Here is a 16,352-nt window from a genome sequence, read left to right as displayed (position 1 = left end):
TATTTTTTGTGCAGTGTTATAATAATTTGTAACCTGTATTTATGTTTATCAGAAAGGATTTATTATGAATCTTTCCAAATACGATATACTACTAAAAACAATTGAACTTGGCAGTTTCACCAAAGTAGCAGATCACATTGGATATACGCAGTCTGCCGTCAGCCAGGTAATACACTCTCTGGAAAATGAACTGGGAACCGTTTTATTACTGCGCAGCCGCTCCGGGGTCTCTCTTACAACTGAGGGTGAAATTCTGCTTCCCTATATTCAGAATATAATCAACGACCATCACGCACTTGCTGAACAAATCAACCAGTTACACGGTCTTGTCCAGGGTACGATACGTATTGGATCATTTCATTCTATTGGATGCTATATTCTTCCTCCTCTGATAAAAGGATTCCAAGAATTATACCCCAATATCACTTTTGAGATTTCAGAAGGAGATTTTACTGAAGTAGAAGAAGGTCTTTCTGCAGGACAATTTGATATTGGCCTTTTTGCAATTCAAAATATTACCAATTTTGAGACTATCACCTTAAAGAAAGACAAGTTATTTGTCATTCTTCCAGAAGATCATCCTTTGGCTGGTGAGCCGTTTTTCCCGATAGAATCCCTGAAAAACGAACCTTTTATTTATCTGGATGAAGGCAATGATAATGACAGCCAGATCATTTTCAAAGCAAACCATATATCACCAAATATCAAATATTCTTCGAAAGAAGATAATACAGTCCTTTCTATGGTTGAGAATGGTCTGGGTATTGCAATCCTTCCGGAATTAGTGGTGTCTAGAACCAGTTTCCGGGTAATTCCCAAAAGGACTGCTCACCCCTACTACCGTACGCTTGGAATCGCTGTAAAGGATAGAAAACGTACTTCAATTGCTGTGAGGGAGTTTATTTCGTATACGCAAAAACAGTACGTTGCTCTCCCTTGATTTTTATGTTCTTTGTTTTTCGTTTAAATATTCTTTTAAGTTGTGTATTTCACCTGACTCATCTAGTTTTTCCATTAAATTATTGTTTTTCATACGTTTTACAAACGGTATGAACAAACGATTAATATACTTTTTTAAACTTCCCGTTCAGCTCCCCAAACTTCTTTCGCCATGTTAAATACAGCCCAGCCTTTCGGCCATCCTACATAAAACGCACAGTGTGTAATGACTGCCGCGATTTCTTTTTGTGTTACACCCGCAGTCTTTGCATTTGAAAGATGGTATTTTAAAGAAGAATCTGTAATCCCAGATGACATAAGTGCTACTACTGTAATGATGCATCTTGTCTTATGGTCAATATCCTGATTATTCCAGTTTTCTCCAAAGAGAACATCGTCATTGAAATGTGCGAACTCCGGTGCAAATTCACCAAGAGCGTTTCTGCCTGCTGTTTGTACAATTTTTTCCATCTAAGCTGCCTGCCTTTCCGAATTATAAAGCCTTATACTGTTCATCATTTACTGGTTCACACCATTTTTTGATATCTTTTTCCGCCCTGTTTACGGCACCACCACGTACAGCCAGCCCTGCTTCCACTTTTGCACCGGGGCACAACTTCTTGATATCTTTTACACTGCTGCCCATTCCGCTCCCTTCGTGGGTACAGAGAGGCTTTATTATTTTCCCGTTGAAATCAAAATGCTCCAGAAACGAAAATACTGCCATCGGCATTGTATTCCAATAATTGGGGAAACATAGGTAAATCGTTTCGTACTTCTCAAGGCTGTCCGGATAGCCTTTCAGTTCCGGGCGGGCATTCCGCCTCTGATCCGCCTGTGCCTCGGCAATACATTCGTTATAATTCTTTGAATATGCCTGCTGTGGTTCAATCTTGAACACGTCCGCACCGGTAATCTCCTGAATCATGCCGGCTGCCACTTCTGTATTACCAATCTCAAGGATCTTAATCTCCCCGTTCACGTAGTTTTCGTCTTTTCTTGAAAAAAATGCAATTAATTCTGACATATAGCTTCCCTCCAATCTTTCTTAATTAATATTGTATCCCCTGGTTTCTTACTTTTGAATCTCCAAAATGTCACTGGTGTATAAACTTATAGTTAATATAAACATCCTCCAGCCGTCAAAATAAAAATGACCGGCAGGCCCCTTATTATTACAGGAATCTGCCGGTCAAAACTATTTGAATAAATTTATTTACATTTCATCATTGACGACCCGTTCGATATGCATAGCCAGATACCCGATTTCGACCTCATCTAACTGGCATTTCAGGCTGCGCCCCACCTCATCACAAATCATAGCTGCGGTCCGGAACGCCTCCGGGAATTTAACCTCCATGTAATCATTCATGTTCAGCTTCAGGCGCTCATTGTTCAGAGCCCGGGCAACCATATAGCGCACATGGTTCATCAGTCGGTTATAGGCCAGGGACATAACATCTATCTTCCTCGATGTCTGTTCTTCCACCAGCGTAATGCACTCCCGAACTGCACGGGTAATCATCATAGCCTGAGATACTTTTTCATCATTAATCGCGGAATGAATATGAAGGGCAATATAGCCCACTTCGTGTTCGTCAATCTCTACTTTCATCCTCCCCTGAAGCAGAGGTATCATGCACTGTGCCACCTTGTACTCCTTGTAAAACAGGACACGGATATCCTCCGTCAGCGGATTACTGATCTGTTCGTGGTTTTTGATACGTCTGACGGCATATTCAATATGGTCTGCCATAGGAAACAGAATCGCCCGGTCAATTTTTCCGAATTCCCTTTCCGCTTCATTGAGCACGTCATTTGCCAGTTCCAGACAAACCGGGGAGACAGACTTGATAATCTCTCTCGCCTCCCCGCGGTCGGTCAGTTTCTGCAGGGAATACACCGTATCCTCCGACCGCTTTTCAATACGCTCCCCGACCTTTTTGCTGAATCCGGCCCCTTTTCCCATGAGCAGGTATTCCTTATTGTCATCCATCTTGATTACAAGAATCGTATTGTGATTCAAAATCTTCCTTATTCTATACATATCTCACCACCCACTTTTGTTATTCAAAAATATCTATGGCAAACAGCGCTTCTCCTTCATCTATTGCCCCGCTCTTTAACAGACGGACCTTCTGATTATCCTCAAGCTCGGTGCACAGGACCGGTGAAACAACAGACGGAGCATTTTCCTTCAGATAATCCAGATCAAGCTTCAGCATTGGCTCTCCCTTTCTGACTTTCTGCCCGTTTTCCACCAGTGCCTCAAATCCTTTTCCGTTGAGCTTAACCGTATCGATCCCGATATGGATGAGGAGGCTGACCCCGGTATCTGTCATGAATCCGATCGCATGCTTTGTTTCAAATACAAAACATACCTCGCCGTCCTCCGGTGCACTGACAATCGGTTCTGTCGGTGTCACAACCGCACCGTCTCCCATCATTCTGCCTGCAAAGGCTTCGTCAGGTGCTGTTGACAGATCTGCTGCAATCCCTTTGACCGGGCTGGAAATTATGACCGTCCTTGCCGGTTCTGCCCCTTTGTCAGCATTTTCAGCATTATTTTCCTTCTCATTACTTCCTTTTTTATTACTTTCACATGAAGTTCCTCTCTCTGCTGCATCCTCACCATCACTGGAATCTTCATACACCTCATCAGGCGCGCTCTCCAGATAGTCTTCCAGATTTGACTTAATGACAGTTACATGGGGGCCATAGATGATCTGCACGCCGCTTCCTTTATGCACTACGCCGGATGCCCCCGTCGATTTCAACAGAGCGTCATTTACCTTGTCAGGATCCAGAACTGTACAGCGAAGTCTTGTCGCACAGCAGTCCACATCACTGATATTTTTCTTTCCGCCAAGACCTTTTGTGATTGTCAGACTGAGAGCATCCTCGTTCTGTACTTCACCATCACTGCTGTTTTTGTTTTCCCTGCGTGCATTTACATCAGCCTTTGTGTACAGCTTTGTCTCTGCATCGTCATCTTCACGCCCCGGTGTCTTCAGGTTAAACCTCTTGATCAGGAATGTAAAGATAAAGTAATACAGGAAGAAATAGATAATCCCGACAGGGATAACCCTAATCCAGCTCGTCTTCTCATTTCCCTGTAAAATCCCAAACAGGAAGAAATCCAGAAGACCGCCCGAAAATGTCAGACCAACTGCGATATTGAGCATATGTGCGATCATATAAGCGGAACCTGCCAGCACTACCTGCACCGCAAACAATGCCGGTGCCACAAACAGGAAAGAAAATTCAATCGGTTCCGTAATACCCGTCATCATACATGCCAGTGCCGCGGACAGAAGAAGGCCTCCTGCGGCTCTTCTCTTCTCCGGCTTTGCACAGCGGAACATAGCCAGTGCCGCACCCGGCAGTCCAAAAATCATAAAAATAAATTCGCCCGAAAAATATCTTGTCGCATCTGCACTAAAATGAGCCACATTCGCAGAATCAGCCAGCTGTGCGAAGAAAATATTCTGTCCGCCCTGAACCATCTGGCCTGCGACCTCCATCGTGCCGCCCACAGCCGTCTGCCAGAAAGGCATGTAAAACACATGGTGCAGTCCGAACGGTATCAGTGCCCTCTTAATCAGACCGAAAATTAATGTGCCCGCATAACCGCTGCCCGTCACAAGTCCGCCAAGCGCATAGATTCCATTCTGTACTGTAGGCCAGATAAAATAAAGGGCAATCCCGACAAACATATATACAATTGTAGAAATTATCGGTACAAATCTGGTTCCGCCAAAGAATGAAAGTGCATTCGGAAGAGTGATCTTATAAAACCGGTTATGTAAGGCTGCAACTCCCAGTCCTACAATAATACCGCCGAACACACCCATTTGTAAAGTCTGAATCCCGCAGGAAGAAGCAATCGTTCCGTCCAGAACATCCGCTGCAATCTCCCCGGTCTTTGACAGTTCCCCATTAATCACCAGCATAGCATTGATCGCGGTGTTCATAACAAAATAAGCAATCACGGCAGACAGGGCGGATACTTCTTTTTCCTTCTTTGCCATACCGATTGCGACACCTACCGCAAAAATCAACGGAAGATTGTCAAACACAATACTGCCGACCTTGTTCATAATCACAAGCAGCCCATTCAAAATCGTCCCGGTTCCCAGTATGCCTTCCAGTCCATACATAGCAATCGTCGTCTCATTCGTAAACGAACTCCCGATACCAAGCAGGAGCCCTGCTACCGGGAGAATTGCGATAGGGAGCATAAAACTTCTGCCCACACGCTGCAAAACACCAAAAATCTTGTCTTTCATAACTTGTTCTCTCCTTTTACTATTATGATTGTCAGGACGTTTATGTATTTGACAGCGTACGATCTTGATGCTAGAAATAATCAAAAAAAGGGCATCCATACACATAAACATCCAAAATGTTATGTATAGTGAATGCCTCTAATGAGTTACATACTATATCTGAGATTGAGTCTATCATCCGCGTAGGCATTTGTCAAGCAAATTTTTCGCATTAGAAATCAGGCAGGATTTGAACAGTTACTCTAATTCCCCTGTGTTCCATATTTTTTTCTCAATGTGGCAGCGGCTCCGCCGATTCCGGCAAGCGTAAGCAGCAAGTATAATTCGATATTTACATCATCACCGGTCCTGACACTGTTGATTTTGTTATCTGGCGTTTTGTTTTTTGGTGTTTTGTTATCCGGCGCTTTTTCATTTTCTGGTGCAGGCACCGCCGGCTTCGGCTTACTGCCCTCCTGATTATCATTTCCATCTTGTCCTGGTTTCTCATCTACTGCCGGCTTCTCGTTGGTTGCAACCAGCCGTGCACGGCTAATCCCCTCAAGCACCACATTCTCCGGCTGACTTAAGTATGCCGCCAGCGCGTCCTCACATGCCTGATATTCATGCAGATTGGCCTTTCCTTCGAACTGGGGATAATCACTGGTGTCATTTGGCAGATAATTGTTCATCGCAACAGTATACATTTTATCCCCCTGAACCGCTTCCCCCTGGACGAGCACGCCCAGAATCCTGCTTCCCTTCTCCAGAGACAGGTTATACTTCACCTCTATTCCGCCTGCCTGCAGTGTATTTCCACTGTTATCCGGCCATCCGTCATAGTCACCTTTTTCATTTGCTTCTATATTTGCTTTCATGATATCCAGTGATGTTTCGAGTATTTCTAAAATTTCCTTGCCGCTAAGTTCTTTTGTCACAATATAGTTTCCATAAGGTGATACATCCAGCACATTCTGATATGTAACCGCTCCCTTTTCGATTGAAGCGCGGATACCGCCTGCATTTTCAAATGCAATGTCTGCTCCTGTAGCCAGAAGATATGCATCCGTAACAGCCCGTCCCATCGTTGTCTCACCGATTCTGATATGCTCCCATACCCCGTCCAGATCTTCCGGGGCATAGCCTGCCGGCTGGGAAAGTATCGTTTTCTGCTCTTCTGTAATTCCATCTAAGAGAGCCTGCACTCCCGGGTCCGCATCCAGAGCCTTGCCTGTATTATAATCCACCAGATTTTCTGTCATTTTGATGTCTTCTGCAAGATTTCCATCTGCATCCAATGTACAGCTTATATCTACATTTCCAAAATTCCACAGATTATATCCTGTCTCAACAACCAGTGCTGTACCACCGTCCGGTCTTGTAACTGCCTCATTGATGGTTGTATGTTCATGCCCTGCAATCCACAGATTCACACTATCCACAGAAGAAGCCAGCCCTTTCGGGTTAATACAGTGAGCCATACCAACCACGATCTGGCATCCCTGTGCTTTCAGTTCTGCCGCTGCTTTCTGTGCATAAACTGTCATATCCGTAAATTGAAGTCCTTCCACATTCCCCGGTGCAGTTGCATTATAAATCGCCGGGTCGATCACCCCGAATACTCCTATTTTTAATGTTTTACCATCTTTTACGACTTCCTTTGTAAGATACTGCCGGTCAAAAAACATACTTCCGTCTTCATTGACTACATTTCCTGCAAGGATGGAAAATTCCGGGCTGCCATTTTGTCTGACGATATTTTCCAGTTCTTTCAGACGGTCTTTCCCATAATTCCAGTCATGGTTTCCCGCTGCCATTGCATCATATCCACAGGCTGCCAGTACTTTCGCTGCTGACTCGCCCCGTACAAGGGTGGCAATGGACTGCCCGTGGAATGTATCTCCTCCGTCCAGAACCAGCGATAAGTCCTTTCCCTGTGATGCCTGGTCGATATAGGTTTTTACTTTCGGAAGTCCGATCACCTGATTCCAGTCATCTTCCAGAATTCTTGCATGAATATCATTCGTATGGACAACATTTATCCAGAACTCTGTTGTGCTATTCACTATAGCCACTTTTGATTCTGTTGTGCCATTCTTTGTTACTTGTGTCTGCGGTGCTATATCAGCCGCTAAGACCGTTCCTGTCATCATGTTAAACGCCAAGCACAATGAAATCAAAATACTCAGTATTCTTTTCTTATATCTCATACTCTCTCCTCTTTCCATATTACTGTTCATACCCTATGTCAGTTAGTTAAGCTGCAAGGTCAAAACCTGAGCAAGGGTCTGATAAAAATTTAAAAAATCACCCCTAAAAGTTGACAGGCACAATACTGATAGTATAAAGCATATCCAGGAGGATGTCTATCCATCCTTCCTCAGTTGTCTATGTATCATCTTTTTTGTATAGTTCAAAAGATTTTACATGCATGGCAAATAGAAAACAATGAATCTAACACAAACATCAATTTCTGGCAAAAACGTCACAGAATGAAAGGGTAAACTGCTTCAGGAGGCACTTAACATTATGTATTTCTTTTCCGGCGCACAGAAAGAACCACAAAGAGTAAAAACCATGCCACACAATGAGCCATTAAAATAAGAATATCTTTTACTGCCGCTGCCGGGCTTCCGCCGGACAAACTCATAATGCCTTCGAAGGCTGCCTGCGAGGGAACAATATAGCATACTGCTGAAAGAAGCCAATGGCCGCTCCCCACAAGAAAGCAAATGATTGGAACAGCCATGAACAGCAGCATAACAACTTTCAGATAGACCACGCTGACCATAATCCCCTCGGAAAACCTGCCGATGAACAGGCCGATAAGTGCGGCCACAAATGAAGAAAGAACAGTCAGCACCAGCATGAGGGCCGTGTTTTGCAGGGAAAGGCGGAAGCAAATACAGACTGTAATAATCGAGGATAAGCCCCCACAGAGAAAACCAACCATTATTTTCTGCATAATATACTGGCTGTAGGTCATGGGCAGAATCTCGTTAATGAACGCCACACCATCCTCTTTCTCCGAAACAATATTCACAGCATTGAAGGTACAGCCCATAAACATAGCAACAATCAGTGTTGCAGCCATAAACATGTCTTGAAATCCCCCCATCATATCGGCACGTTCCAAAACCTGGACCTTCACCTGCCGGGCCTCTTTGCGCTGCTCATATAAAGAAGGGAGCGTGTCGGCAGTTTGGCGGAACACATCCAGTTCATCGCCGGAAAGAATGGTCTTAATACTGTTCCCGTCAGCCTCTACACCTATTATATTTGTAGATGGTTCATTGACAGCATCCGTCAGTTCTTCCGGCGTTGGATAAGCCGTCACAGGGCCATACTGCTCCAGCCATGTGATAGTTTGGACAGACACGTCACCTTCCAAAACACCAAAATGAAGTTCCCCCAGTGAAGAAAGGTCAATCGAACCGGCAAAAGTTAATGCCACGGCAACGATAACCGGCAGGAGAAAGGACATCATACAAAACTTATCTTTCAGAACACTTTTAAGCTGATAACGCAATCCTTTCATCGTCAGCCCTCCTTTCCTATTTCTCTGCGGAACACAAATTGTACTGCGGCGAATAGCGCTGCAATAGCACCAACAGCACCCAAATAGTAAAACGGGCTGGCCGCAGGTGTTCCAAAATAAGCATTTTTCAGTCCCATGTAAATATGATAGAATGGATGAAACCTAACCCAGTCCAGTTTTACTGCCGTATTTGCTGACAAAAACACAGGGGTCGATACAAAAACAGCAATCAGCAAATAAGCTAGAGTAAACTGCCGGAAATCTTTTAGAAGCAGGGCACAAATCAGCCCGGTCAAAGCCATAATCAGGGACAGGAGCGCCGTCTGGAGCAGCACCGCAGGCAATATGGATGCGGTATCTGATAGTCCGACATTCAGCACAGTGAGTAATATTGCAAAGATCAGGTCGGACAATAGAAATATTACCAGTTTGGACAGGATAAATAGATTTTTACTCAAGGGCAGAATGGCATGGACACGAATAACACCCATACCTTTTTCCTTGAACAGCACCGCCGCAATCCCTAAAAATCCAACAGCGGCAATTTCAAAAAACAACAGTTCACAGGTAATATCTTTCCTCGCCTTTTGCTCCGGCGTATTGGAACCAACCACCCCGGCGCTGTAATTCCCTGACGGCTGCAGGAGAGAGAATGCATAGTCAGCCCGGTGGCGGTCCGCTTTTTCTGTTCCCTCATAGAATATTAGTTGTGGTTCCCCGTCGCTGGCATCAATACCGACTCCATTCGTATCATCGAGTAAAACAGAGTCGAGAACTTCTTTTGATGGAACTTGCTGAACCAGCGGAGAAACCGTTGTCTGTGTTCCCGCCGGATCATACAGGTACACATTGTATATCCCGGCATCCATGAATTTGATATATCCCAAGTTCACATACAGGGTATAAAGAATCAGAAACCCAAAGGACATAAGAAAAATTTTCCCGGATATCATCATCCGGCAATCTTTTTTAAACAAGGAATAAAAGCTTTTCCACATCAGGACAGCCCCCTTCCCGTATACTTGATAAACATATCCTCCAGCGTCGGCTCCTGTGAATGAATGCTTATAATCTTGTCATGTGCAAAGGGAATACCAGCCTCCAATTCGGGGGCTTCGACTGTCCTTTCTTCCCGTTTCCCCTGATACAGATAATGAATGACAACCCGGTGGTTACTATTCTGCTCTTTCAAATTCTTCGGAGTATCCAGCGCCATAATATTTCCATTGGAAATAAAAGCAACCCGGTCACACAGCAGATCGGCATCCAACATGTTGTGGGTCGTCAGAAATACCGTTGTGCCTTTCTTCCGCTCTGCTTCAATGATCCTGCGGAACAGGACAGCACCAGATGGGTCAAGCCCACTGGTTGGTTCATCCAGAAACAAGAGCCTGGGGTTGCTAATCAGTGCCCGCGCCATACTCGCCCGCTGCCTCATCCCCTTCGAGTAGGAAGAAACTGGCTTCTTTAAAAAGTCAGGCTTAAACTCCAATTCGTCCAAAACCTCCTCAATATCCCGCAGCTGTCCTTTGGGATAGAAAGAAGAAAAATATTTGAGATTGTCAATGGCACTCAGGTTAGCATACAGATACGGGAGCTCAAACAATACCCCGATCTTCTGAAAAAACTCCTGCGTATGCGCTGCAGAAATATCCTGTCCAAACAGAGACACACTGCCGCCGTGCCCTTTCAAAATCCCGGTCAAAATTTTTTGGGTCGTTGATTTTCCGGAGCCGTTCGGACCCAGAAATCCAAAGATTTCCCCATCTTCCACAGTGAAGTTCAGGCCATGCAGAGCCTGCTTATCTTTTCCATAGGAGAATGTCAAATCTTTTACTTCGATCATTCTTCATCACCCCACTTCCCGTGCTGCTCCTCTTTCCTCTCCTGCCGGCGCTTGTTCCACCACCTCATAAACTTGACTTTAAATGGGATAGAGACTGCCAGCACCACCGCGATTACTAACCACCAGTACCATGCTAAACCTAAAAATTCCATAGTATGACCTCCTTTTATTCGGGAATCAAAGTCCTCTTGTTGAAGTAAATTTAAGAAAATGCAGTGAAGTCCGTGTGAGGCCGCGGTGAAGCTGGTGTGAAATTCTGGTTACTGTGCATGCCCACAGGGGTGTATTGTAACCAATTCTACGCGGAAAAAGCCCTGCTTTCACATACGAAAGCAGGGCTGTAAATTAAATTAATATACTCCCACAGCTCACTTTGGGGTCTTTAACTCAATTGTAGGAATTGAAAAGTAGAATTGAACGCCGTCGGAAAGATTTTTTACGCCATATTCCAGCTTCTGCATAGACAGTATCTGCGCAACAATGGCGAGACCCAGACCGGAGCCGCTGTATTTTGAGTTGCCGTCCCTGTAAAATTTTGTCCAGATCTTAGTCAGATCTTCCTGCGGGATAACAGGGCCCTGATTGTAGATAGAGAAATGTAAAACTCCCGTTTGTTCTGTAAGAGACAGTTTTAAAATACCGCCCGGCCGGACATTCTTTTTAGCGTTTACGAGCAGATTGTCTAAAACCTGTTCCATACGGGCCTTGTCTGCATCAACATAGGCGCTGTGTTCGGGAAGTTCATATTGCAGAATATAATTGGCGTCCGGTGTATCGATCAGCAGCCTCCCTGCGACAGTTTCTAAAAACTCTACAAAGTCAAACCGTTCAGGAGCAAGCGGGCAGACTCCTGTTTCAAGGGCAGATAAATCCAGCAGGGTCGTAATTAGACTGCCCATTCGTTCGGTCTCCGCTATAATGATTGCGGAATACTTTTGTTTTTTGGCCTCATCTGTCTCATCCTGCAGCCCCTCGGCATAGGCACGGATAATACCCAGCGGAGTTTTCATTTCATGGGACAGGTTATCGACCAGCTCCTTGCGCTCGGCCAGCAGCCGCCGCTCCTGTTCAACGTCTTTTTCAAGCTGTTCATTAGCCGCTCCTAGTTCTGCAAGAGCCTGCTGCAGATTATCAGCCATCGTATTGAGGCTTGCCGCCAGTTCTCCAAATTCATCATTGGCCGTGATGGTACAAGGGGCGGAAAAATCCAGTTTTGCCATCTTCCGGGCCGTTTGATTAAGTTTAGAAACAGGCCTTGAAATAAAGTGCCCCATTAGAAAATCGACGATAAGAACAATGGCAATGACGAAGACAAACCAAATGGCAAATGAAACATCCGTATCTATTTCCAACTTGGTTGATAGAATATAGGAAAGAATAAGCAGGATGCCTGCCAGTTTAGAAACAAATAGTATCTTCTTACGGACTGTACGCAATGTAAATATCTCATCTAATTTCATACTGCCACCTCGAATTTATAGCCCGAACGTATGAGGGTAACGATATATTTCCCCTCGCCGCCTAATTTTTGCCGCAGGGTTTTGATATGGGTGTCTACTGTCCGAGTGGTCCCCTCAAAGTCATAACCCCAGATCCTATTCAGCAGCTGGTCACGGGTAAAAACCTGTCCGGGATTTACCATGAAGAAATGCAGCAGTTCGTATTCCTTATGGGTAAGCGTGATTTCCTGCCCGTCTATGAATACCTTGTGGGAGGACGGCACCATCGTAATTTTTCCAGCATTCAATGCATCCAAGGGTGCGGAAGAAGAACGGCGGAGCAGGGCATTTGCCTTTGCCAGCAGCACCCTTGGACTGAAAGGCTTTGTCATATAATCGTCGGCTCCATACTCGTAGCCTTTTAGTTTATCGTCCTCGCCGCCTTTGGCCGTCAGCATAATCACCGGTATACTGCTCATTTCACGCGCCATCCTGCAGACGGAAAAACCGTCCAGATGGGGCATCATCACGTCCAGTATCATCAAATCCATTGGATTGTTTTTCAAAACCATTAAAGCGTCCACGCCGTCATCAGCGGTGAAACAGGTATGTCCGCCCCGCTGCATATATTCGATAATAATATCCTGCATACTTTTTTCATCTTCAACAACTAAAACATTTGCCATACAAGCTCCTTTTACTTTTTAACAACCGGAACGATAAAATCTTTTACCATTTCAACATACCTTTCCTGCTCCTGCCCGAAATACCGGATAAGTGGTTCATAATCCTCATTTTGCTGGGCTTTATTCAGACATTCATAATATTCTGCTTTCCTGTCATTCCCTATAATGAACGGCATTACACAGCTTCGCAGGCATTCTTTGAACAAGATCATCCTGCCTGTCCGCCCATTCCCATCCTGAAATGGATGAATTTTTTCAAATCGGGCATGAAACTCTGCGAGATCCTTTAAAGAATGTGGCTCTTTGCTATTATAGTCTTCCAAAAGTACTTTCATATCTTCCTCAACATTTTCTGGAGTTGAGGTCATGATATTGGAAACCATATTTCTTCTGTTTTTATATTCCCCTATGGGATATCCATTTGCAATATCTTCAAACACACCTGCCTTTAAGCGGTAATGGTATTCCTTAATCAGTCTTTGGGACAGTATTTCCTCACAAGTATCCAGCATGTAATTGAACATTGTAAAATGTCCGGTCATCTCCTCCACATCCTTTGTCCTAAAAACACTTCCGTCTGCCCGGATTGTTCCTGTTTCAAAAATAGAGGCCGTCTGCTTTTCTGTCAGCGTGCTTCCCTCAATGCGGTTAGAATTATATGCCATCTTCCTCTGTGTGAGTGCATATACCCCTCCCCTATCCTGTTTTTCCATCTCAATACGGAACCGCTCTTTCAGCAGTTCCGTCATTTTGATATCATCCATATAGCACACTCCTTTACAAATATATATTCAAACAGACTATTGTATCTCTTCCTATGATTTATTTCCTATTATAGCCAAAGGTTTATCTTTAATCAACTGGAATCCTATACTTTCCCGGTACCGGCTTTCGTATAGTTGCGGTTTACCCCCTGCATATGCGCCTGCCTCTACTATTTAAAAGGATTGACGATAGTCTCTGTAAATAATATACTGTCATTAATAAAGCATTGCCCAAAATACATTACGAAAAGTGGGAGTGATTAATGAGGAAGCTATATAATATATTGAAAATGGTATCGTGGTGTTTCGTAGGAGTCTTCATTGGGAGCAGTATTTATCAATACTACGATTATAAAACACACCCTGATTTATACGCATGGCAGTCAGCCCCCTGGTATTTGAGTATTGAGATAAGAGGGGTGTTCACCGCCATAATTATCGCAGTTCTTCTTATTATAATGCATATTATCAAAAAGAAGCTTAAGTAAATCCGGATGTAGGGAATCACATCATTTTCCTGATAGTAAGGATGAACAGTATTTCGTTTTCATACTAAATATTCCTTAAAGAACTGTGTCATCTTATCAAACGGAATGATATCCGTCTGATCATACAAATCCGTATGGACTGCCCCCGGTATAATCATAAGTTCCTTGTTATCACCGTTCAGTTTTTCAAAGGCATCCTTGCTGAAATAGCAGGAATGGGCCTTTTCACCATGAATTAACAGCACTGCATTTCTGATTTCCTGACTGTACTGCAGGATCGGCATGTTAAGAAATGGCAGGGATGACGTAACATTCCAGCCATCATTGGAATTCAGTGATCTTGCATGGTATCCTCTGTCTGTTTTATAATAATCAAAATAATCCTTTACAAAGAAAGGTGCATCTTCAGGCAGTGTATCGACCACACCCCCTGCAAGTGCATATTTTCCATTCTTATAATCAGCAGTCCTCTGTGTATTCAGAGCCTTGCGTTTCTCGTATCTTGCTTCTTCGCTGTCCTCTGAGTCGAAATACCCTTTGGCATTGACCCTGCTCATGTCATACATGGTCAAAGCTGCCGTTGCTTTGATTCTGGTATCAATGGCCGCCGCATTCAGTGCCATTCCTCCCCAGCCGCAGATACCGATGATACCGATTTTTTCGGGATCAACATTTCCCTGAACGGAAAGGAAATCCACTGCCGCCTGAAAATCTTCTGTATTGATGTCCGGTGAGGCAACATATCTTGGCATTCCGCCGCTTTCCCCTGTAAAAGAGGGATCAAAAGCAATCGTTAAAAATCCTCTTTCTGCCATCGTCTGTGCATACAATCCGGCAGCCTGCTCTTTGACGGCACCAAAAGGCCCGCATACTGCGATGGCCGCAAGAGTGCCCTCCGCATCTTTTGGTACATACATATCTGCCGCCAGTGTGATACCATAACGATTATGGAAAGTCACTTTGCTGTGGTCTACTTTTTCACTGCGCGGAAAAGTCTTATCCCATTCTTTTACTAAACTTAATTTTTCCATCATTATAAGTCCCTTCTTTCTACTAAAAGTCTTCCCTGTTAATTCTGTAAATCAGAAAATCAAGACAGTCAATTTGCTTCTGTCCTGCATGGACAGTTTCCAGAAGTATTGTTTTATGTTTGGAAAGCAATGGCAGCATTTTTCTCCATTCCCCGCATTTCGCATAAGCCATACAACATTCTGCCGTTTTTTCATCACAGCCTGCATCCAATAGGTTTTGATACAGGATTCCAAGCGTATCCGATGCTTCCGCCATATTCACTACCTCCTTTAGTTTTATTATAGGCAGCGCCTGCTGATATGTCTAATATTTATAATTCATATCATGTTATTCTTTTAAAGAATAGTGCCGCGTGTTATAATGATCCTGTAATCTGACAGCACACGTATCTGTTCAGAATATCATCCACATTCATAAATTTAAGCAGAATAGAGGTGTCTTTTATGGAAATCAGGGTATTGCGCTATTTTATAGAAATCGCCAGAGAAGGCAATATGTCAAGGGCAGCTGAGACACTTCATGTCTCTCAGCCGACTTTATCAAAACAGATGAAGGAATTAGAGAAGGAACTGGGAAAAAAACTGTTTAAACGCGGAAGTACGACACTCACCCTCACAGATGAAGGCATGCTCCTGAGGAAGAGGGCCGAGGATATTTTGGAAATGGTAGATAAGACAACCGATGAATTCAAGGCACTTGATAATATCATGGGGGGAGACGTGCAGATTGGGTGTGCAGAATCCTACCTAATAAAATATCTGGCAAGAGCAATCGGCCAGCTTAAAGCTGACTATCCATTGCTCCGCTATCACCTTTCAAGTGGGAATACGGAACAGGTGACAGAAAAGCTTGATAAAGGCCTGCTTGATTTTGCCGTCATTGCAGAACCCCCAAGTTTGTCAAAATATAACTATATTGAAATTCCGGGAAGTGATGTATGGGGGCTGTTAATGAAAAGAGACAATCCATTGACAAAGAAAAAGACGATTGTCGTTGATGACTTGCTGGGATTAGACCTGATTTGCTCTGATCAGGCAATTAAGGTGGATATCCCGAGATGGTGCGGTGAAAAAGTTGATATGCTGAATTTTACCGGTACCACGAACCTCTTTTATAATGGTTCCGTTTTTGTAAAAGAAGGGCTCGGATCTATGCTGACATTTGACAGGCTCGCAGATACAGGGGCTGACAGTGGTTTATGCTTCCGCCCTTTATCCCCCGCTTTGGAGACAAAAATGTATGTAATCTGGAAAAAGTATCAGGTTTTTACACCAATTGCAAACTTGCTAATTAATGAGCTGAAGAACATCCTGCCGGAATGACAGGATGTTTTTCCTTCAATACACTATCTG

The 16,352-nt window shown here is 44.0% G+C and carries 15 protein-coding genes and 1 pseudogene; 2 read left to right on the top strand and 14 right to left on the bottom strand.

The features are described 5' to 3' along the window. Positions 1-64: 64 nt before the first annotated feature. A complete protein-coding gene (locus A8806_RS14255; protein WP_109731872.1) occupies positions 65-940 on the top strand; it encodes a LysR family transcriptional regulator in 876 nt (291 codons plus the stop codon). 149 nt (positions 941-1,089) lie between these two features. On the opposite strand, the pseudogene A8806_RS14250 reads toward A8806_RS14255, so the two are convergent. From A8806_RS14250 to A8806_RS14185, 14 genes and pseudogenes are all read right to left on the bottom strand, one after another. Next, positions 1,090-1,410: pseudogene (locus A8806_RS14250) on the bottom strand (carboxymuconolactone decarboxylase family protein); the annotation flags it as partial. Positions 1,411-1,432: 22 nt separating this feature from the next. Then, entirely contained in the window at positions 1,433-1,966 is a 534-nt protein-coding gene (locus tag A8806_RS14245; protein WP_109731871.1) for a flavodoxin, read from the bottom strand. Positions 1,967-2,155: 189 nt separating this feature from the next. Next, positions 2,156-2,986, bottom strand: coding sequence for a PRD domain-containing protein (locus tag A8806_RS14240; RefSeq protein WP_109731870.1), 831 nt, complete (start codon positions 2,984-2,986; stop codon positions 2,156-2,158). A 19-nt stretch (positions 2,987-3,005) separates the two neighbouring features. Continuing rightward, on the bottom strand, positions 3,006-5,228 hold the full coding sequence (locus A8806_RS14235) for a PTS sugar transporter subunit IIABC (RefSeq protein WP_109731869.1): 2,223 nt from the start codon (positions 5,226-5,228) through the stop codon (positions 3,006-3,008). Positions 5,229-5,470: 242 nt separating this feature from the next. After that, positions 5,471-7,417: a bifunctional metallophosphatase/5'-nucleotidase gene (locus tag A8806_RS14230; protein ID WP_181368731.1), complete on the bottom strand. Its 1,947-nt coding sequence runs from the start codon at positions 7,415-7,417 to the stop codon at positions 5,471-5,473. 317 nt (positions 7,418-7,734) lie between these two features. Then, positions 7,735-8,745: an ABC transporter permease gene (locus A8806_RS14225; RefSeq protein ID WP_109731867.1), complete on the bottom strand. Its 1,011-nt coding sequence runs from the start codon at positions 8,743-8,745 to the stop codon at positions 7,735-7,737. A gap of 2 nt (positions 8,746-8,747) precedes the next feature. Next, positions 8,748-9,674 (bottom strand): ABC transporter permease, encoded by a 927-nt coding sequence (locus A8806_RS14220; RefSeq protein WP_330405369.1) that lies wholly within the window; start codon positions 9,672-9,674, stop codon positions 8,748-8,750. 68 nt (positions 9,675-9,742) lie between these two features. After that, positions 9,743-10,591, bottom strand: a complete 849-nt coding sequence (locus tag A8806_RS14215; RefSeq protein WP_109731865.1) for an ABC transporter ATP-binding protein — start codon at positions 10,589-10,591, stop codon at positions 9,743-9,745. After that, positions 10,588-10,743 (bottom strand): hypothetical protein, encoded by a 156-nt coding sequence (locus A8806_RS26235; RefSeq protein WP_181368730.1) that lies wholly within the window; start codon positions 10,741-10,743, stop codon positions 10,588-10,590. The genes A8806_RS14215 and A8806_RS26235 overlap by 4 nt, the downstream gene beginning before the upstream one ends. 216 nt (positions 10,744-10,959) lie before the next feature. After that, a complete protein-coding gene (locus A8806_RS14210) occupies positions 10,960-12,051 on the bottom strand; it encodes a sensor histidine kinase (RefSeq protein ID WP_109731864.1) in 1,092 nt (363 codons plus the stop codon). Further along, entirely contained in the window at positions 12,048-12,716 is a 669-nt protein-coding gene (locus tag A8806_RS14205; protein WP_109731863.1) for a response regulator transcription factor, read from the bottom strand. Before A8806_RS14205 ends, A8806_RS14210 begins: the two co-directional genes overlap by 4 nt. An 11-nt stretch (positions 12,717-12,727) precedes the next feature. After that, the gene (locus A8806_RS14200; RefSeq protein ID WP_109731862.1) at positions 12,728-13,480 is read right to left on the bottom strand and encodes a Fic family protein; all 753 of its coding nucleotides are present in this window, start codon (positions 13,478-13,480) and stop codon (positions 12,728-12,730) included. Positions 13,481-14,027: 547 nt separating this feature from the next. After that, the gene (locus A8806_RS14190) at positions 14,028-15,002 is read right to left on the bottom strand and encodes an alpha/beta hydrolase (RefSeq protein ID WP_181368729.1); all 975 of its coding nucleotides are present in this window, start codon (positions 15,000-15,002) and stop codon (positions 14,028-14,030) included. Positions 15,003-15,021: 19 nt separating this feature from the next. Beyond that, complete coding sequence (locus tag A8806_RS14185; RefSeq protein ID WP_109731859.1) at positions 15,022-15,255, bottom strand: hypothetical protein; 234 nt, start codon at positions 15,253-15,255, stop codon at positions 15,022-15,024. A 188-nt stretch (positions 15,256-15,443) separates the two neighbouring features. Between A8806_RS14185 and A8806_RS14180 the strand changes: the two genes are divergently transcribed. Next, positions 15,444-16,322 (top strand): LysR family transcriptional regulator, encoded by an 879-nt coding sequence (locus A8806_RS14180; protein WP_109731858.1) that lies wholly within the window; start codon positions 15,444-15,446, stop codon positions 16,320-16,322. Positions 16,323-16,352: the final 30 nt, after the last annotated feature.

This window comes from Faecalicatena orotica, assembly GCF_003149245.1.
GTDB lineage: Bacteria > Bacillota > Clostridia > Lachnospirales > Lachnospiraceae > Faecalicatena_A > Faecalicatena_A orotica.
This window is presented reverse-complemented; position numbering and strand designations above follow the sequence as displayed.